17 protein-coding genes and 1 pseudogene are annotated in these 18,116 nt (G+C 53.4%); 16 read left to right on the top strand and 2 right to left on the bottom strand.

Features of this window, described 5'->3' with window-relative positions:
• The first annotated feature begins 63 nt into the window (after positions 1–63).
• From GS612_RS04375 to GS612_RS04395, 5 genes are read left to right on the top strand one after another with little or no spacing between them, the layout of a single operon-like run.
• Complete coding sequence (locus GS612_RS04375) at positions 64–822, top strand: SDR family oxidoreductase (protein ID WP_171231344.1); 759 nt, start codon at positions 64–66, stop codon at positions 820–822.
• Complete coding sequence (locus tag GS612_RS04380; protein ID WP_171639193.1) at positions 819–2,615, top strand: IlvD/Edd family dehydratase; 1,797 nt, start codon at positions 819–821, stop codon at positions 2,613–2,615. Before GS612_RS04375 ends, GS612_RS04380 begins: the two co-directional genes overlap by 4 nt.
• Before the next feature lie 11 nt (positions 2,616–2,626).
• On the top strand, positions 2,627–3,475 hold the full coding sequence (locus GS612_RS04385; RefSeq protein WP_171639194.1) for a fumarylacetoacetate hydrolase family protein: 849 nt from the start codon (positions 2,627–2,629) through the stop codon (positions 3,473–3,475).
• On the top strand, positions 3,432–4,391 hold the full coding sequence (locus GS612_RS04390; protein WP_253286097.1) for a 2-hydroxyacid dehydrogenase: 960 nt from the start codon (positions 3,432–3,434) through the stop codon (positions 4,389–4,391). Before GS612_RS04385 ends, GS612_RS04390 begins: the two co-directional genes overlap by 44 nt.
• 16 nt (positions 4,392–4,407) lie before the next feature.
• Entirely contained in the window at positions 4,408–4,998 is a 591-nt protein-coding gene (locus GS612_RS04395; protein ID WP_171639195.1) for a LysE family transporter, read from the top strand.
• Between the two features lie 48 nt (positions 4,999–5,046).
• Here GS612_RS04395 and GS612_RS04400 read toward each other — a convergent pair whose 3' ends face one another.
• Positions 5,047–5,814 carry an SDR family oxidoreductase gene (locus GS612_RS04400; RefSeq protein ID WP_171639196.1) on the bottom strand — a complete coding sequence of 256 codons (768 nt, stop codon included), beginning with the start codon at positions 5,812–5,814 and terminating at the stop codon, positions 5,047–5,049.
• Between the two features lie 69 nt (positions 5,815–5,883).
• Between GS612_RS04400 and GS612_RS04405 the strand changes: the two genes are divergently transcribed.
• From GS612_RS04405 to GS612_RS20495, 3 genes and pseudogenes are all read left to right on the top strand, one after another.
• Positions 5,884–6,942 carry an L-idonate 5-dehydrogenase gene (locus GS612_RS04405; RefSeq protein ID WP_171639197.1) on the top strand — a complete coding sequence of 353 codons (1,059 nt, stop codon included), beginning with the start codon at positions 5,884–5,886 and terminating at the stop codon, positions 6,940–6,942.
• Positions 6,935–7,756 (top strand): phytanoyl-CoA dioxygenase family protein, encoded by an 822-nt coding sequence (locus tag GS612_RS04410; protein WP_171639198.1) that lies wholly within the window; start codon positions 6,935–6,937, stop codon positions 7,754–7,756. Before GS612_RS04405 ends, GS612_RS04410 begins: the two co-directional genes overlap by 8 nt.
• Before the next feature lie 181 nt (positions 7,757–7,937).
• Positions 7,938–8,474 (top strand): annotated as a pseudogene (locus GS612_RS20495) (DDE-type integrase/transposase/recombinase).
• A gap of 196 nt (positions 8,475–8,670) precedes the next feature.
• Here GS612_RS20495 and GS612_RS04415 read toward each other — a convergent pair.
• Positions 8,671–9,453 (bottom strand): MOSC domain-containing protein, encoded by a 783-nt coding sequence (locus GS612_RS04415; RefSeq protein WP_171639199.1) that lies wholly within the window; start codon positions 9,451–9,453, stop codon positions 8,671–8,673.
• Positions 9,454–9,852: 399 nt separating this feature from the next.
• Between GS612_RS04415 and GS612_RS04420 the strand changes: the two genes are divergently transcribed.
• The 8 genes from GS612_RS04420 (at position 9,853) to GS612_RS04455 (ending at position 18,105) form a co-directional block, all read left to right on the top strand.
• Positions 9,853–11,172, top strand: coding sequence for an ABC transporter substrate-binding protein (locus GS612_RS04420; protein ID WP_152458518.1), 1,320 nt, complete (start codon positions 9,853–9,855; stop codon positions 11,170–11,172).
• Between the two features lie 80 nt (positions 11,173–11,252).
• Positions 11,253–12,200: a carbohydrate ABC transporter permease gene (locus GS612_RS04425; protein ID WP_171115163.1), complete on the top strand. Its 948-nt coding sequence runs from the start codon at positions 11,253–11,255 to the stop codon at positions 12,198–12,200.
• Positions 12,197–13,135, top strand: a complete 939-nt coding sequence (locus GS612_RS04430) for a carbohydrate ABC transporter permease (protein ID WP_152458516.1) — start codon at positions 12,197–12,199, stop codon at positions 13,133–13,135. Before GS612_RS04425 ends, GS612_RS04430 begins: the two co-directional genes overlap by 4 nt.
• Entirely contained in the window at positions 13,132–13,320 is a 189-nt protein-coding gene (locus GS612_RS04435; protein WP_058274732.1) for a hypothetical protein, read from the top strand. The genes GS612_RS04430 and GS612_RS04435 overlap by 4 nt, the downstream gene beginning before the upstream one ends.
• 2 nt (positions 13,321–13,322) lie before the next feature.
• On the top strand, positions 13,323–14,420 hold the full coding sequence (locus GS612_RS04440) for an ABC transporter ATP-binding protein (protein ID WP_152458515.1): 1,098 nt from the start codon (positions 13,323–13,325) through the stop codon (positions 14,418–14,420).
• Positions 14,413–15,405 carry an ABC transporter ATP-binding protein gene (locus tag GS612_RS04445; RefSeq protein ID WP_171115168.1) on the top strand — a complete coding sequence of 331 codons (993 nt, stop codon included), beginning with the start codon at positions 14,413–14,415 and terminating at the stop codon, positions 15,403–15,405. Before GS612_RS04440 ends, GS612_RS04445 begins: the two co-directional genes overlap by 8 nt.
• An 11-nt stretch (positions 15,406–15,416) precedes the next feature.
• Positions 15,417–17,039, top strand: coding sequence for a dihydroxyacetone kinase subunit DhaK (locus tag GS612_RS04450; RefSeq protein ID WP_152458513.1), 1,623 nt, complete (start codon positions 15,417–15,419; stop codon positions 17,037–17,039).
• Between the two features lie 7 nt (positions 17,040–17,046).
• Positions 17,047–18,105, top strand: coding sequence for a LacI family DNA-binding transcriptional regulator (locus GS612_RS04455; RefSeq protein ID WP_171115172.1), 1,059 nt, complete (start codon positions 17,047–17,049; stop codon positions 18,103–18,105).
• The last annotated feature ends 11 nt before the right edge of the window (positions 18,106–18,116 follow it).

The following is an 18,116-nucleotide window of genomic DNA, read 5'->3' on the forward strand; positions in this document are numbered from 1 at the left end:
CGGTTGATCTGTGGGACGAAGAAACACGTGTCCAGTCGCCACTTCTAGGGTCGGAAAATATATATGTCAGAGAGACTTAAGGGAAAAAACGTGCTGGTTACAGCCGCCGCACAAGGGATCGGACTTGCAAGCGCAATTGCGATGGCAAGAGAGGGTGCGAAAGTCTATGCGACTGATATTAACCCTGAAAAACTAAATTTGATTCGCGATCGGAATCTCGAAAATCTCGAAATTTTCGAGATGGATGTGACAAATAATGACAGTATTCATGATGGGGTCGCGCGAGCGAAGCCGGATGTTTTGTTCAACTGCGCCGGGTTCGTGCATCACGGAACTATTCTGGATGCAACCGACGAAGAATGGGACTTCGCCATGGACCTGAATGTGCGCTCAATGGTGCGCACGACAAAGGCTGTATTGCCGGGGATGCTAGAGCGCGGAGGAGGCTCGATTATCAACATGTCTTCTGCACTGGGTTCCATAATCGGTGCGCCAAATCGTTTTGTATATGGAACGACTAAGGCTGCCGTTGTTGGGCTGACGAAATCGGTAGCCGTGGACTTCATAACACGAGGAATTCGGTGCAATTGCATTTGTCCGGGAACAGTCGACAGTCCCAGTTGGCGTGACCGCGTAGATGCGTTGGGCGAGCAACTGGGCAGCAGAGAAGAAGCCCTTGCACAATTTGTGGCGCGTCAGCCCATGGGGCGTGTAGCGAAGGCAGAAGAGATTGCTGCATTGGTCGTCTATTTGGCGAGCGATGAAAGTGCATTCACCACGGGACACACGCACATAATTGATGGGGGATGGTCAGGCCAATGACTAAAATATCAAAAAATGATCTGCGATCTCGCAAGTGGTTCATGAATTCTGAGAACCTTGAGATGACGGCATTGTATCTTGAGAGATACCTGAATTACGGATTGACCCGCGCAGAACTGCAATCAGGCAAGCCGATCATTGGGATTGCTCAGACCGGGAGTGATTTGAGCCCCTGCAACCGGCATCATATCGAGTTGTCCAAACGCGTTCGCGACGGGATCATCGCCGCCGGGGGAACGTGCATCGAAATACCGGTCCACCCGATACAAGAGACCGGTAAACGGCCAACGGCCTCTCTCGACCGCAATCTGGCTTATCTGTCCCTGGTTGAGAGTCTATTCGGGTATCCGATTGATGGCGTTGTTCTGAACATTGGTTGCGACAAGACCACGCCCGCACTTCTTATGGCCGCTGCGACCGTCAACATCCCAGCGATTGCCCTGTCGGTCGGCCCAATGCTCAACGGCTGGTGGAAAGGTGAGCGCGCCGGATCAGGAACGGTTATTTGGAAAGCGCGCGAAGACCTTGCGGCTGATGAAATCGACACCGATGACTTCATGGAGATCGCAGCCGCCGCGGCACCTTCGGTGGGTTATTGCAATACGATGGGAACAGCAACGACCATGAATTCGCTTGCTGAAGCCTTGGGTATGCAATTGCCAGGATCAGCAGCCATACCAGCCCCGTACAGAGAGCGCGGTCAAATCAGTTATGAAACGGGTAAACGCATTGTGGACATGGTCTGGGAGGATTTACGCCCCAGTGATGTGATGACACGTCAGGCTTTTGAGAATGCGATTGTCATAAACTCGGCGATCGGTGGATCGACGAATGCGCCGATCCACCTGAATGCGATCGCTCGGCATCTTGGTGTTCCATTAAACAACGATGATTGGCAGAAGCTTGGCCACGACGTTCCTCTGTTGGTTAACATGCAGCCTGCGGGTAAATATCTGGGCGAAGATTACCAACAGGCCGGGGGTGTTCCCGCCGTTGTCGGAGAGCTTCTTCATGCTGGATTGCTGCCGCATCCCGATGCGATAACGGTGAACGGTAAGACGATAGGCAAAAATTGCTCGACGCGCCGGTCTCAGAATAGCGACGTAATCAAGCCTGTCAGTAGCCCGGTTAAGCGACAGGCGGGGTTCATCAATCTCTCGGGCAACTTGTTCGAGAGTGCGATTATGAAGACATCTGTGATCTCGCAGGCATTTCTAGAGACCTACTTGTCGAACCCGGATGATCCTAATGCATTTGAGGGCAGGGCGGTTGTGTTTGACGGGCCCGAGGATTTTCACCATCGGATCGATGATCCCGCCGAAAAAATCGATGCAAACTGTATTCTGATTATGCGCGGAGCAGGACCAAAAGGGTACCCGGGTGCCGCAGAGGTCGTGAACATGCGTCCGCCTGCGTATTTGTTGAAACAGGGAATCGAAGCCCTTCCTTGCATCGGTGATGGCCGGCAATCCGGCACCTCAGGAAGCCCGTCTATCCTGAATGCTTCACCAGAAGCTGCAGAGGGCGGTGGGTTGGCCTTGGTGCGAACTGGCGACCGACTGCGCATCGATCTTGGCAAAGGCACAGCAGATATGCTGGTTTCGCTTGAAGAACTGCATGAACGCGCCCGCGATCTGGAGGCAAAGGGTGGGTATACAATGCCGCCCAATCAATCCCCATGGCAGGAAATATTCCGCGAAAAAGTAGATCGGTTGGATCGCGGTATGACGCTCAAGGGTGCCGAAAACTACCGCGATATCGCGCGAGACTTCATGCCACGCGACAATCACTAAAAGGAACAGAAATGAAACTTGTTCGTTACGGAGCCGAGGGCTCGGAAAAGCCTGCTTTGGTCGATTCCCAGGGTCAATTGCGGGATTTGTCCGCCCACATCAATGATGTTACGGGCGATGTTCTGGATGACGGAACGCTTGATAATCTGCGCTCATTGGATCCGAATAACCTGCCAATTGTCGAGGGAGATCCTCGTATCGCACCGTGTGTCGGTGGCATCGGAAAATTTCTTTGCATCGGTTTGAATTACTCGGACCATGCCGCAGAAACCGGCGCAGATATTCCAGAGCATCCGATACTTTTTTTCAAGGCAAACTCAGCCGTCATTGGTGCCTATGATGATGTTGTCATGCCGCGCGGATCTACTCACACCGACTGGGAATGCGAACTGGGCGTCGTCATTGGCAAAATGGCCAAATACGTGTCCAAGGCCGACGCGCTCGAATACGTTGCCGGCTATTGCATCGTAAACGACGTGTCAGAACGGCATTTTCAAACTCAACTGACCGGTCAATGGACCAAAGGCAAGTCTTGCGACACATTTGGCCCGACAGGTCCTTGGTTGGTGACCCGGGATGAGGTGCCGGATCCTCAAAGCCTTGGTATGTCACTGGATGTAAACGGTCAGCGCATGCAAACCGGGAATACTTCTACGATGATCTTTTCCGTTGCCGAGATCATTGAGCATCTAAGCCAACTTTTCACACTGTACCCCGGTGACGTCATTTCAACTGGAACACCGCCCGGCGTCGGAATGGGAATCAAACCGGAACCAGTTTACCTGAAAAAAGGCGACGTCATGGAGCTTCGCATCGATGGGCTTGGTGTTCAGCGGCAAACGGTCGGCCAAGATGACTGACTTATTGCAAATCGGCGGGATCACTGAACGGATGCGAGAACGCCTGTCCGCAGCGTTCGACATTCATCAATTGGACGATTTCAACGCGGATAGTATTACGCATATCGTAACGAACGGGCACGATGGTGTTCCGCATGACCTGATGACATCACTCAGCAATCTGAAGATGATCAGCGTCTATGGAGTCGGTTACGACGCTGTCGACGCAAATGCTGCGGCTGAGCGTGGAATTGTTGTGACGCACACACCCGATGTTTTGAACAAAGAAGTCGCAACCACCGCCGTTCTGCTATTGCTGTCATGTTACCGAGAGCTTCTACGTGACGACAATTACGTTCGGTCCGGACGGTGGGAAGTTGAAGGCAATGCCCCTTTGACCCGATCAGCAGACAATCAAAAGATAGGCATTCTTGGTCTTGGTCGCATTGGTCAGGCGATCGTTGATAAGTTAGAGCCGTGGGCCCCCGAAATCTCTTATCATACCCGCAATCAAAAGGATGTCCCGTACCGCTATTTCGACAATTTGGTTGAAATGGCAGAACATGTTGACGTCCTCATATGCATCACGCCCGGCGGTCCGTCGACCAATAGGCTGGTCAACGCTGAGGTGCTTCGCGCGTTGGGGGCGGGCGGCACTCTGATAAACGTTAGCCGAGGTTCGGTCGTCGACGAAACTGCCCTTATCAACGCATTGCAAAACGGCGAGCTTGGGTGGGCGGGGCTTGATGTTTTCGAGGACGAACCGCGTGTTCCAAAAGCGTTGCGCGATATGTCCAATGTCGTTCTGCTCCCTCACGCTGGTAGCGCGACTATTGAGACGCGTGCAGCTATGGGTGACCTAACCGTCGACAATCTTCTGCAACACCTTAAGGACGGATCGGTGATCACAGCTGTGCCAGAATGCAGAGATCTGTAAAAGGCCAATCTGAAGAGTGTTTGAGTTTGCTGTCGCGGTTTTCTTTCTGCTGATTACGCCGGGCCCAGGCGTTCTAACAACTGCGGGTATTGGATCAGCATTTGGTTTTCGAGCTGGGCTCGCCTTCGTGGCTGGTTTGATGCTGGGCGGGTTTATCAACATGATGTTGGTTGTCTCTGGAGTCGCTGCGGTAGCTTTGGCTATACCGGCGCTCAGAACTTTGCTGCTATGCGCCTCAGTCGGGTATTTGGTATTTCTGGCTTGGCGAATTGCCAGCGCTGGCTCAAAGGTCGGGTTTTCTCCAGCGGTTTCGCCACTTGGTTTTGCGAATGGGCTGACACTTCAGTTCATTAATCCCAAGGCTTACGTGGTCAGCACAGCATTGTTTTCAGGGTTTGCCTTTTTGCCCGATGCGCCCGTTTGGGAGGTCGTCATAAAAATCCTTGTTTTCAATATGATATGGGTGCCAGTGCACATGATCTGGCTGGGTGCTGGCGCAAAGCTGGGCAGCCTTGATATAAGCCAAAGATCGCATCGAAGGATCAACTTTGCGATGGCGGCTTCCTTGATTGTTGTTGTGGTGATTGCTTTGGCGTCGGCGCGGTAAACGATATCTACGGTCAGTCACATTTAGCAGAGGATTGAAAGCCACAAATTAAAGTGACGCCGTTATTCCACCATCGACATAGAGAGTATGTCCATTGACGAAACTGGATGCAGGGGACGCAAGGAATATGGCGGCACCGACAAGTTCTTCTACATTTCCCCAGCGACCGGCCGGAGTGCGCTTCTCGAGCCATGCACTAAACGCTGGGTCGGCAACCAAGGCGGCGTTCAAAGGTGTATCGAAATATCCGGGCGCAATGGCATTGCAGTTCAGACCATACTTGGCCCAATCAGTTGCCATTCCTTTTGTAAGGTTGGTCACGGCACCTTTTGTCGCCGTGTAAGGCGCAATACCCGGTCTTGCCAATGCGGATTGAACCGACGCAATGTTAATGATCTTGCCAGACTTTCTTTCAATCATGTGTCGTGCCACTGCCTGACCGACATTAAAGACGGAAGCCACATTTGTTTGTAGTAGGCGTTCAAAGGCATCAGCTGGGAAATCCTGTAACTCCGTCCTGTGTTGCATTCCGGCGTTGTTTATCAGGATGTCTATCGGGCCAACCTTTTCTTCAAAGTCGTCCACAGCAGATCGGACGCCTTCATGATCGGTCGCATCGAACGAAAGCTCCCGTACCGAGGCGCCTGTTTCACTTAGTTCGGAGGCTGCTGCCGCCAGTTTTGTGGTGTCGCGCCCGTTCAAAACGACCTGCGCACCGGCAGCAGCCAAGCCACGAGCCAACGCAAATCCAATGCCTTGGCTAGAGCCTGTTATCAGCGCCCGAGTTCCATTTAGGCTGAACATTTCAAGCGTCATGCAAAAATCCCTTGGTTGTCGGCACCGACTATCCGTATCTTTTGGCGATGTGTATAGGGAGTCTGCGCAATGTCTTCGGCCAGTGTTGCTGTTGTTATCCATGCTGCGAAAGATCTGAGGTTGGAAAACCGGGATGTACGCGACCTGGGACAAGACGAAGTTTTAATTGCATTGCGCGTGGGTGGGATTTGCGGCTCTGACCTGCATTATTACAACCACGGTGGCTTCGGCGCCATCAAGCTGCTTCAACCGATGGTGCTTGGACACGAAGTCGCCGGCGAAATCGTAGAATTCGGGTCAAGTGTGCAGGGGCTGAACCTAGGTCAATTGGTTGCAGTTTCTCCATCCCGCCCCTGCCAAGCCTGCTACTATTGTCTGAACGGGCAGCAAAACCACTGTCTTGATATGAAGTTCTATGGCAGCGCAATGCCGTTCCCGCATATCCAAGGCGCTTTTCGGAGCAAACTCGTGGCGAAAGCCAGTCAATGTGTTCCGGCAGACGGGTTGAGCCCTGCACAGGCCGCTATGGCAGAACCGCTGGCGGTTTGTTTGCACGCGGTTAAACAAGCTGGAAGCCTGGTGGGTAAAACGGTGCTTATCACCGGATGCGGCCCGATCGGCTGCCTTACGATCTTGGTGGCACGTCGTTCTGGGGCGGCCAGAATAGTCGCGACAGATATCTCGGACCAGACCCTAGCCATAGCGCGTGAATGCGGGGCAGACGATGTCATCAACACCTACACTGATCCGCAAATGTTGGAACGGTTTGAAAAGGACAAGGGCCAGATTGACGTCCAACTGGAATGTTCCGGGGCTCAATCGGCCCTGGCTTCTGGCGTCGCATGCTTGCGCCCGCGTGGAACTTTGGTTCAGCTTGGCCTGGGCGGAGACATGACAGTGCCGATGCAGGCGTTGACTGCAAAAGAGATTGCACTTCGCGGATCTTTCCGTTTCCATTCCGAGTTCGCGGTCGCTGTCGAAATGATGCGAAACGGACTACTAAACGTCGACCATCTGGTGACGCATTCCTTCGAAGTTGGGGAGGCTGTCACTGCTTTCGAGGTTGCGTCTGATCGAAGCCGATCAATGAAGGTGCAGTTAACATTTCCGGATAATAACAATGGTTAAACGAATTCCTGATATAGCGAAGACTTATGAAAGAGATGGTTTCGTGGCTCCGCTGGATATTCTGACAGTATCCGAGGTTCAAACGCTGCGCGATGATTTTGAGAAAGCAGAGCGAATCCTCAGAGATGACCCAGAGAAACTCAAGCTTCTATACTCGTATCCGGACAGGCTGATACCATCATTCGATGCACTTCTCCGCCATCCGAAGTTGACTGAGGCTGCTTCAACGGTGTTGGGGCCGGACCTCATGGTTTGGAGCGGTGCACTTTTCGTAAAAGAGGCGCGATCATCGAAAATCGTGTCGTGGCACCAGGACTTGACCTATTGGGGATTGGATGATGCAGAAGAGGTTACTTGTTGGGTTGCGATTTCAGAAGCGTCTGAGCAAAGCGGGTGTATGAAGTTTGTTCCAGGCAGCCATAAAAACCGTATCGTGCCTCACGTAGACACCTTCAGCAAAAACAATCTGTTATCACGCGGGCAGGAAATCGCAGTCGATGTGAACGAACAAGATGCAGTGGCTGCGGAATTGCGTGCAGGGCAGGCATCCATGCATCACGGGCATCTCTTTCACGCATCGGGACCCAATAACACAGACGACAGACGCATTGGCGCGGCGTTGCGTTTCATAAAACCCTCAATGAAACAGAAAAACGGCGTGAAAACTTTGGTTGCGCTAGTCGCAGGGCGAGATGATTTTGGGCATTTCTTAGTTGCGCCTTCCCCTCGGGGCTTTTTGCATGAGTGCGATTTCGATTTGTGTCAAAGGGATGCAGACCGCAAGAAACAAATACTTTTCGCCGGAGTGCAATGATTTCCTTCGCAAGCTCTGAACCATTATTGCACCAACCCCAAAGCAGACCTGAATTGCGAAAACAGGTGAACATCTAAAACAGTCTTGTCAGAAGAACTCGGGTTGAAACGGGTAGGGGCTTTCGAAGCCTCCACCTGTGACCAACCCAGGCCCATTCAAGGAATTCTAGGCCAACCCCAGGATCATTCGTCGGGCCGTGATATTGTACCTTCGGTTTCCTGTGCCTTTTACAATGTCGAAGACCTGATGGATGAGCGTAGGATAGATGTGAGCCAAGAGACGGTCCGATACTGGTGGACTTGGTTCGGCCCAATGTTCGCCACGGAAATCCTTAGAAAACGGGTCCAGCAGCAGCGGGCGTACTCAAAAATGGAAGTGGCATGTGGATGAGGTTTTTTTTAAGATCAACGGCCAGCCCGATAATCTGTGGCGGCAATCAGAGATTTGGGTGCTACAGAAAACCAGCAAGCTGGCAGATGCCTAAAAAAACCGTGTCGAGAATTCGCACCTGCCGTTTCAACGACGCGAACGCGCCATGCTACGTTTCAGGCGCATGCGAAGTTTGCAGAAGTTCGCTGTAGTCCACTCCTCCGTCCACAACCACTTCACCCATAAAAGATCGTTAGCCAGCAGAGATACCTTCAAGCGAACACGCACCTTCGCTCTTGCCGGGCCGCGCGAACTTGGTGCGGCAAAAAGGGCAGCTGTACTGGCTTAGCAGAGACTGGTTCCAATTTGTCTTACAGCACCGCCATTTTTTTTCCGTTTCGCATCATTTCCATTCGACGATCTGGATTCATGCCGCAATTTTCGCGAGTTGCATTGCGTGATTCCGAGCACAGGTTGGTCTGATCACGTCCGATGAATGCCAAAAGAACTCCGGCGACGTGTAAGTGTCAGATCAATTGGGCCACTTATTCCTGCGGGCATTTTCCTTTTTGGCCAGCAAAGAGGGTGCCGCCATCCAGCACTTCTACGTAAACCCCCATATCCATATGGCCCAGATGGGTTCGAAGTAAGAACGGAATGTTCAAGTCTCGAAGGGCCGTCTCAGGATTCACCTCGGTAGCGGCGCATCTTTTCGTCCGCGAGAGTATCCGCAGCCTGACATCGCCAAACACAAAGGTGGAACCGACAGAGCTCAGCTCGGAAAACGGTGGCAATCCGTCAATTTCGATATTCGCCCGAAATCTGTCCGGGTGAATGTCTGTGCGCAACTTTCTGCTTAACGCATCAATAGAGCTTAAGTTGAGAACCGATATCGCATTCATCATCTTCGGTGAAACGACTGAAACATCCGTGAAACGATGCGGGTGCGAAGACACGAATCTAGGCGGTTCAGGATCCTGTAGTTCCAGCGTATCGTAGAGGAGTCTGGCGGCATCCGTTTTTCCCTGGGACTCGCTCATGCTGAAGCAGTGGGTGCGGCCGTCCACATCAATTTCCAACTGCTGAGTTGTTGCGTCGAAACGTGTCCTGAGACCCGCAAGCCCAGCTTCTTTCAGCAAAACAACAAAGCGGTCTTTAGGAAGTGGCTTTGGGTCAGTCGGGTCAAAGCCGGAATTGTAGCGAGCAAAGCCGAAAAGGCGATCACCAGGTACACCCTCACCCGCGCTCAGGTTGACTGTGTTCAGCGGCTCCGGACTCAGACCCTTGATAGGGTAACGCTTCATTCTGACAATGGTGAGTTCGCTCATCCGTTGGTTTCCGATCCGTCGTGTATAGCCGAATTTGGCTCGTCTTGCGTCTTCTGGTCCATCGATTTCCACGCGTTCGGGCGGGGGGCGGAAAGCCGAAAATCCAGCAATGCAGGGCCTTTGAGAACTGGCTATCCAAAGCTGCCAGCAGGTCAGTTTCAAAGAACTGTTTTGAGACTAGCGGTTTTTCCAGTGGATTGTTGCAAAGTATGCAGAAGGAGATGACGCGCCGTAAATTTCGTAAAAACAAAGGATAGGGGATTAATTTAAAGTCACATGGGGCATTTTGAGGTACGAACCTCAAAATTTTCTAGACTTGAGGTGCGTACCTCAAATAGCCTTGGAACTATGCCGCGATTCGCACATCCTCGATTGACGGCGTTAAAAAGGGAGGAATGGATGACTTACTCAAAACTGGCGTCTGCCAGCGCAATAGTCCTTGCCGCTACTACTCTTTCTACCAAGGCAAATGCTGAAGACCTGACACTGTGTTGGGCGGCATGGGACCCGGCCAACGCGCTGGTTGAGCTATCCAAAGAATTCGAGGCCGAGTCTGGCCACACAATGAACTTCGAGTTTGTGCCCTGGCCGAACTTTGCGGACCGCATGCTGAATGAGCTGAATTCCGGAGGGAAGCTTTGTGACCTGCTGATCGGGGACAGCCAATGGATTGGCGGCGGAGCCGAGAACGGTCACTATGTAAAGCTGAATGACTTCTTTGATGCTGAAGGCATCAGTATGGATGATTTCGCGCCGGCAACTGTGTACGCTTATTCGACTTGGCCAAAGGGCACGCCAAATTACTATGCGCTGCCTGCAATGGGTGATGCGAACGGTTGGTTCTATCGCAAGGACTGGTTCGAAGATCCCGATATCCAAGCCGCCTATAAAGAAGCTACCGGTCAAGATTTGCGTGAACCGGAATCCCAGAAAGAGCTGTTGCAGATTGCGCAATTTTTCCAAGGTCGCGAGATCGATGGAAAAACCGTGTACGGCGCTGCGATCTTTACCGAGCGCGGTTCGGAAGGGATAACAATGGGTGTGACGAGTGCGCTTTACCCATGGGGGTTCAAGTATGAAAATACGCCGGGCTCGTATGACATGGAAGGCGCCGTGAATTCACCCGAAGCCGTCGAAGCGCTGGAATTCTACAAAGAGTTCTACAAAACAGCGACACCTCCGGGGTACACAAACTCTTACATGGGTGAAAGCTTGGACGCCTTTAAGTCAGGTCAGGTCGCCATGGCCATGAATTGGTTTGCTTTCTTCCCGGGCCTCTATGCAGATCCCAATACCGGTGGCGACAAGATCGACTTCTTCGTGAACCCGCCGCAAAATCAGGCAGGTTCAACGTTGGGCGGGCAAGGGATTTCAGTCGTCAGCTATTCTGACAAACAGGATGCCGCGCTTGAGTACATCAAGTGGTTCGCGCAACCCGAAGTTCAGGCCAAATGGTGGGAACTGGGCGGTTATTCAGCACATAATTCCGTGCTGGAAGACCCCGGCTTCGTGGACAGCCAACCCTTTGCCGGTGACTTTCTGGAAGCCATGGCAGGTGTGCAGGACTTCTGGCAGGAGCCTGCTTATGCGGAACTGCTGTTGGCCATGCAGAAACGTATCCATGACTACGTTGTCGCCGACCAAGGCACCGCGCAAGAAGCGCTTGATCTTTTGATCGAGGATTGGACCGAAGTCTTCGAAGACGAAGGCAAGCTTTAATCCGGAAGCAGGGCAGGAGCGGGTTCAAGCCCGCTCCACCATGACCCGTGTGTCCCAAACCGACAAGAACTGGCAAAGAAATGTCTGACCGGACCATAGATCGCGTTGCGCAGGCAACGCCCACGCGAGTTGCGCGCAAAATCAGAGGGTTATCCGATCGAGCAATTGCTTGGATATTCATTTCCCCGACGATCTTCCTGCTGCTTGCAATCAACATTTTTCCGTTGATTTGGACAATCCAGCTTAGCTTTACCAACTACAAAGCCAATCGGATAGGGCGCGAGGTCAAGGATGTCGGGTTCAGGAATTACGAGCGTATCCTGACGGATTCCGACACCTGGTTGAATATGCAGGCGACGGCGCATTTTCTCTTCTGGACGATCTTTTTTCAGGTTCTGATCGGGTTCACCTTGGCGTGGCTAATCAACAAGAAGTTTAAGGGAAATGACCTTTGGACCACGATTATTGTCTTGCCAATGATGCTGTCCCCTGCTGTCGTCGGGAACTTTTGGAAGTTTCTCTATCAGCCTCAGATCGGCCTGTTCAACTATATCGTTTCGTGGTTCACCGGCAAAGACCCGTCAAGTTTTGAGATGCTGGGTTCTGTGACGTTGGCGCCCTGGGCCATCGTCATCGTCGACACTTGGATGTGGACGCCGTTTGTGATGCTGATCTGCCTGGCCGGGCTGCGCAGTATTCCCGATTACATCTACGAGGCGGCCGAGATCGACAGGGCCAGCAAGCTGCGGCAGTTCTTTACGATTACGATCCCGATGGTGCTGCCATTCCTGATGCTGGCGGTGCTGTTTCGAGGGATCGAGAACTTCAAAATGTTTGATCTGGTGGTGCAGTTGACCGGCGGTGGGCCGGGGTCCGTTACGGAACTCACTTCGATCAATCTCAAGCGGGAGGCTTTTGAAAAGTGGCGTACGGGCTACGCGTCAGCCTATGCGATCATCCTTTTCGTCACCGTGTTCGGCCTTGCGTCGATCTACGTCAAAGCCCTGAACAAGGTGAAACAGAGATGAGTAGCTTTTCCGTCACTGAACCTTCGAACCGGTCCAAATGGATCGCAGGAATCCTGGTCATCACTTATGCGCTGATCACGATGATCCCGCTGGTGTGGATTTTGCTGACCGGGTTCAAATCCCCCGCCGACGCGATCAGCTACCCGCCCAAAGTGGTCTTTGACCCAACGCTCGAAGGTTACGTCAATCTTTTCACCACGCGCACCAGGCAGACGCAGGAGTTTCTGGAAGCCAACCCGCCGCAGAACTGGGCCGATGAGATCGTCCGCCAATATGACATGGTGATCGTTGGGCCCTCCAAGTTCGGCGAGCGTTTCATGAATTCGGTCATCATCGGATTTGGCTCCACGTTCTTGAGTATCTTCCTCGGCACGCTGGCCGCCTATGCGTTCAGCAGGTTCAAGGTACCGCTCAAAGACGACCTTCTGTTCTTCATTCTTAGTACAAGGATGATGCCTCCGGTCGCTGTCGCCATCCCGATCTTCCTGATGTTCAGAAACCTTGGGTTGAGCGACACGCATCTGGGAATGATCCTCCTGTATACGGGCGTGAATATCTCCCTGGCGGTTTGGTTGCTGAAGGGTTTCATCGACGAAATTCCAAGAGAGTACGAGGAAGCCGCCCTCATAGATGGCTACACGAGGTTTCAGGCCTTCTACAAAGTGGTGCTGCCGCAAGCCGCCACAGGCATTGCGTCAACTGCGATCTTCTGCCTGATCTTCGCATGGAATGAATATGCTTTCGCCGTGCTGCTGACTTCGGCCAACGCGCAGACAGCGCCCCCGTTCATCCCCACCATCATCGGTATTGGCGGTCTGGATTGGCCTGCGGTTGCGGCCGGTGCGACGATCTTCCTGATCCCTGTTATGATTTTCACCATCCTGATGCGCAAACACCTGCTGCGCGGGATCACATTCGGAGCCGTACGCAAATGAGCGAGTTTCTTACCGGATTGATGCGGCTCCGCCGCGGCCCGTGGGAGATGGTCGCCACCATCCTGATCGCACTGGGTGTCTTCATGCTGATGCAGCCCTTTGTCCTTTGGGCGTTCACCTATTCCTTCATCGTCACGCTGATCGGAACCGTCATGTTCATCATCGTCAGCCATTTTCCGGAGTAGAAATGGCCCAGATCATAGTCAAAAACGTAAAGAAGATGTTCGGCGATTTCACTGCTGTGCGCGAGAGCTCTTTTACAATTGAGGATGGTGAGTTTTTCATGCTGCTTGGGCCGTCGGGATGTGGAAAGACGACAACGCTCAGGATGATTGCGGGGCTGGAACTTCCGACTTCCGGCGAAATCTATCTGGATGGTGAGGAAATCAGCCAAAAGCCGCCTTCAGAACGTGACATAGCGTTCGTTTTCCAGATGTTCGCGCTGTATCCGCACATGAATGTTCGCAAGAACATCAGCTATCCACTGATTTCACAAGGCATGTCACGTGCAGCCGTCAAAGCCAAAGTCGAGGAAGTCGCCGGGATTTTGGGGATAACTGACATTCTGGAAAGCCCGGTGGGGGGGCTTTCGGGTGGCGACAGGCAGCGCGTTGCACTTGGGCGGGCGATCGTTCGCGAGCCTAAGGCGTTCATGATGGACGAACCTCTTGGCGCTTTGGACGCCGAATTTCGCGAGCATATGGCCGAAGAGTTGCGCGCGCTTCACGATCGCATGGGAGCGACAACGGTTTACGTCACACACGATCAGCTAGAGGCCATGCAGATGGGCGACAAGATTGTTGTCATGAATAACGCAGTGATCGAACAATTCGGAACGCCGCAAGAAATCTACGACAAACCTGCGACCATGTTTGTGGCGGATTTCATAGGATCTCCGTCAATGAACTTCTTGCCGTTTCAGGGAAAAGTGGCACCCGGCTCTGAAAGGGTCAGGCTGAACGGCCATGACGAAGCGGTCCCGAAGCTGATGGAGGGGGCGGAAGGGGAACTGGTCTTCGGTGTCCGGCCGGAACATGTATTTTTGTCCGACGACAGTGACTATCGGGCCAAAGTTCTGGCAGCTGAATACCTGGGGACAACCCAGATCGTGACATTGCAAAGCCCGAACGGTGAGTTGAAGGCCCGCATCGGCGCAGGTGAAAAGGTTGCGCCGGGTGAAACCGTGGGATTGGATTTCCGTTCGACAACGGTGACTCTTTTTGAGCGCTCCACGGGCCGGGCGCTGAAATCCGCCCTGAACGAAGAGGTGCTGAGCAATGGCTGAAGTCATTTTGCAGAACATCTCGAAGTCATTCGGAACTGTTCAAGCCGTCGACGGTATCTCGATGACAATTCCCGATGGTGCCTTCGTCGTGCTTTTGGGTCCGACAGGTGCGGGAAAAACGACAACGCTTCGATTGATTTCCGGACTCGAGAAGATGGACTCGGGATCGGTACGCATCGCCGGCCGAGATGTTGGCCTGGAAACGCCTGCCCAACGCGATGTGGCGATGGTTTTTCAGCAATATTCGCTGTACCCGCATATGACGGTGCGCGAGAATCTGTCGTTTCCACTGCGTTCGCCGATCCTGAAAACTCCTGAGGATCAGATCACGCAGAAGGTGAACGAAGTCGCGGAAATCCTGCAAATCCCGCACAAGCTGGACAACAAGGCCACGGAATTGTCCGGCGGAGAGATGCAGCGTGTTTCGATTGGCCGCGCATTGGTGCGGGATCCTCAAATTTTCTTGATGGACGAGCCGCTCAGTTCACTGGATGCCAAGCTGAGAGCGGATCTGCGCGTCGAGCTCAAGAGAATTCAGGCGGACCTTGGGTCCACGCTTTTGTATGTGACCCATGATCAGGTTGAGGCCATGACAATGGCAACGCATATCGGAGTTCTGGAAGAGGGCAGGCTGGTTCAGTACGGCACGCCAAGGGACATCTATGAAAACCCGTGCAGTGTTTATGTTGCCAGTCGATTGGGGCTGCCGCGGATAAATATCCTTCCGTCGGAATTGTTCGGAGGAGATCACAAGGGCCCGCAGATTGGTCTTCGCCCGGAAAACATCATTGAAGGCGAAGGCAGTGATGCGCGCGTGATACGTGCCGAACACCTGGGTGACCAAACCCGACTTCATCTGGACTTGAATGGCCATCCGGTCGTGACGCTGATCGATGTCCATCAAGATTACCCCGCAGGTAAGACTATCAAAATTAGCCCACGAAACCCGTTGTATTTTGACGCGTCCGGCGCGCGCGTGAATTAAGGAGCAAAAGCATGGCCCAGTTCCTCAACACAAAAGAAACCCTCGTGACCGAGGCGATAGATGGTCTTCTTGCATCCTCAGGTGGGGCACTGACCAGATTGGATGGGTACCCTCATATCAAGGTTGTCTACAGATCGGATTGGGACAAATCGAAAGTCGCCCTGGTTTCGGGCGGAGGTTCCGGCCACGAACCTGCCCATGCCGGGTTTGTGGGCGCCGGAATGTTAACTGCGGCCGTATGCGGAGAGGTTTTCGCTTCCCCATCGGTAGAAGCTGTCCTGGCGGGCATTCTGGCCGTGACCGGTGAGGCGGGGTGTTTGCTGATCGTCAAGAATTATACTGGCGACCGGCTGAATTTTGGACTGGCGGCCGAGCGCGCCCGCGCATTGGGGCGCAAGGTGGAAATGGTGGTGGTCGATGATGACATCGCGCTTCCTGACCTGCCGCAACCGCGTGGCGTGGCAGGGACCTTGTTCGTGCACAAGATTGCCGGAGCATTGGCAGAACGCGGGGCTGATCTGGAAACTGTAACCAAGGCCGCTAAGAACGTAGTCGAGAAAGTAGTCAGTATCGGGATGAGTTTGGACACCTGCACCGTTCCGGGTTCCCCGAAAGAAGACAGGATTGCCCCCGGCAAAGCAGAGCTCGGGTTGGGTATTCACGGCGAGCCAGGTGTTGAGCAGGTGGAGTTCGCAAATGCCGTGACCGCAATGTCCACCGTCGTGGAAAAGTTGCAGCAGCGAGTGGGGGCGGGTGACTGCGTGGCGCTGGTAAACAACTTGGGGTCTACAACACCGCTTGAGATGTCTGTTTTGACGCACGCCTTGTCCGAAACCGGTATCGCGGGACATATTATCGGTCCGGCACCGCTGATGACTTCGCTGGACATGCATGGATTCTCTGTTTCGATTCTGCCGGTTGATCCGAGTGACTTGTTGGCGCTGGAAGAACCGGTCGAGTTGGTGGCATGGCCAGGGGTCAAAACGATAAAGCCGGTTCGAATTGCCCCTTTGCCTGATGGTTTGACCCCGATTGACCCCATCCCGTCGAACAATCCGGCGACCAAGGAAACAATAAATCGCTTGGCCGAACTGCTGATCCAAGCCGAGAAAGACCTGAACGAATTGGACGCGAAATCCGGAGATGGAGATACAGGCAGTACCTTGGCGACAGCAGCCAGGTCTTTACAGGGAAGCCTGGATCGAATGCCTCTTGCGGACCTGACGCAATTGTTTCCCGCGCTGGGCAATGAGCTGAGCCAGACCATGGGGGGATCTTCCGGTGTGATCCTGGCGATCTTTTTCAATGCCGCCGGAGATGCCTGTGCCAGTGGCGCTTCCATATCAAAGTCTTTGGTCGAAGGCCTGAACCGGGTCAGCCAGGTAGGTGGGGCCAAAGTTGGCGACAGGACAATGATTGATGCTCTGGCACCTGCGCTTGAGGCGCTGCCTTCAGGGCTGGTGCAAGCCGCGAAAGCCGCGCGCGAAGGTGCTGACAAAACCGCAAATATTCACCGTGCCAAAGCAGGCCGTGCAGCCTATGTTCCCGAAGAAAACCTGATCGGACATAACGACCCGGGTGCAGAAGCTGTTGCATTGTTGTTCGAAGGCTTGGCACGGGAGATTGAGGGCTGAAAGACACGTGGAAGACCAAAAGCAAAAACTAGAATTGGTGAAAAAGCCAACCGTAAACGACATCGCGCGCGTTGCGGGTGTCAGTCTGGCGACTGTTGACCGGGTCTTGAACAGGCGTCCCGGTGTGCGGGCGGTGACCGTGCAGAAAGTGCAAAAGGCGATTGATGAACTTGGGTATGTGCGCGACACCGCTGCTGCCAACCTCGCGCGGAACCGTGTCTACAATTTCGTCTTTATTCTGCCGGATGCCGGTAATGAATTTGTCGAGGCGATATGCGATCAGATAGCTGAACAATCGCGCGATCAGTTCATCGAAAGAACACGGGTCACGATAAAAAAGGTCGCTCCGTTCGAGCCTCAGGACATAGTTAACATTCTGGATGGGGTCGACCGCCTGAACGTCGACGGAGTGGCCGTATTCGGGCCGGAAACGCCTTCGGTCCGCGACGCTGTGAAGAGGGTCAGGGACAAAGGCATTCCAGTGGTTGCATTGGTGTCCGACTTGCCAAGCTCGGACAGAGATCATTTTGTCGGGATCGATAACGTTTCGGCCGGGCGAACCGCAGCTCAGTTGATGGGGCGCTTTGTGCATCGTCCGGGTAAGGTTTTGGTTCTGACGGGCTCACGTTTGGCACGTGATCATCTGGAGCGGCGCCAGGGATTTGATCTTGTTGTCGCTGAAGAATTCCCTCATCTGGAAGTCGTGGCGTCTGTCGAGGGCAGGGATGACCCGGATCTGATCTACAAGATGATGCCTGGGATATTTGAGACCTACCCCGACCTGGTCGGAATATACTCCTCCGCCGCGGGCAACGCGGGTTTGGTTCAATTTCTGTCAGAGAGCAGGATCAGCAAGGACCTGGTCATTATCGCGCATGAACTCACGCCGCTTAGTCGTGATGCGCTTCGCCGTGGCACCTTTGACGCGCTGATCTCGCAGGACTCCGGGCATCTGGTGCGGTCCGCCGTGCGTCTGTTGCGTGCAACATCGGACAAAGTGCCTTTCAACAAATCACAGGAACGTATCCGCATCGACATCTATCTGAAGGAAAATTTGCCGCCATAGAGGCATTGGTT

It is taken from the genome of Ruegeria sp. HKCCD6157, from assembly GCF_013110685.1.
Classification (GTDB): Bacteria; Pseudomonadota; Alphaproteobacteria; order Rhodobacterales; family Rhodobacteraceae; genus Ruegeria.

Coding starts and splice junctions, on each gene's coding strand:
- GS612_RS04375 (WP_171231344.1), top strand. CDS start 64: ATGTCAGAGAGACTTAAGGGAAAAAACGTGCTGGTTACAGCCGCCGCA.
- GS612_RS04380 (WP_171639193.1), top strand. CDS start 819: ATGACTAAAATATCAAAAAATGATCTGCGATCTCGCAAGTGGTTCATG.
- GS612_RS04385 (WP_171639194.1), top strand. CDS start 2,627: ATGAAACTTGTTCGTTACGGAGCCGAGGGCTCGGAAAAGCCTGCTTTG.
- GS612_RS04390 (WP_253286097.1), top strand. CDS start 3,432: ATGGGCTTGGTGTTCAGCGGCAAACGGTCGGCCAAGATGACTGACTTA.
- GS612_RS04400 (WP_171639196.1), bottom strand. CDS start 5,814: ATGACGCTTGAAATGTTCAGCCTAAATGGAACTCGGGCGCTGATAACA.
- GS612_RS04405 (WP_171639197.1), top strand. CDS start 5,884: ATGTCTTCGGCCAGTGTTGCTGTTGTTATCCATGCTGCGAAAGATCTG.
- GS612_RS04410 (WP_171639198.1), top strand. CDS start 6,935: ATGGTTAAACGAATTCCTGATATAGCGAAGACTTATGAAAGAGATGGT.
- GS612_RS04415 (WP_171639199.1), bottom strand. CDS start 9,453: ATGAGCGAACTCACCATTGTCAGAATGAAGCGTTACCCTATCAAGGGT.
- GS612_RS04420 (WP_152458518.1), top strand. CDS start 9,853: ATGACTTACTCAAAACTGGCGTCTGCCAGCGCAATAGTCCTTGCCGCT.
- GS612_RS04425 (WP_171115163.1), top strand. CDS start 11,253: ATGTCTGACCGGACCATAGATCGCGTTGCGCAGGCAACGCCCACGCGA.
- GS612_RS04430 (WP_152458516.1), top strand. CDS start 12,197: ATGAGTAGCTTTTCCGTCACTGAACCTTCGAACCGGTCCAAATGGATC.
- GS612_RS04435 (WP_058274732.1), top strand. CDS start 13,132: ATGAGCGAGTTTCTTACCGGATTGATGCGGCTCCGCCGCGGCCCGTGG.
- GS612_RS04440 (WP_152458515.1), top strand. CDS start 13,323: ATGGCCCAGATCATAGTCAAAAACGTAAAGAAGATGTTCGGCGATTTC.
- GS612_RS04445 (WP_171115168.1), top strand. CDS start 14,413: ATGGCTGAAGTCATTTTGCAGAACATCTCGAAGTCATTCGGAACTGTT.
- GS612_RS04450 (WP_152458513.1), top strand. CDS start 15,417: ATGGCCCAGTTCCTCAACACAAAAGAAACCCTCGTGACCGAGGCGATA.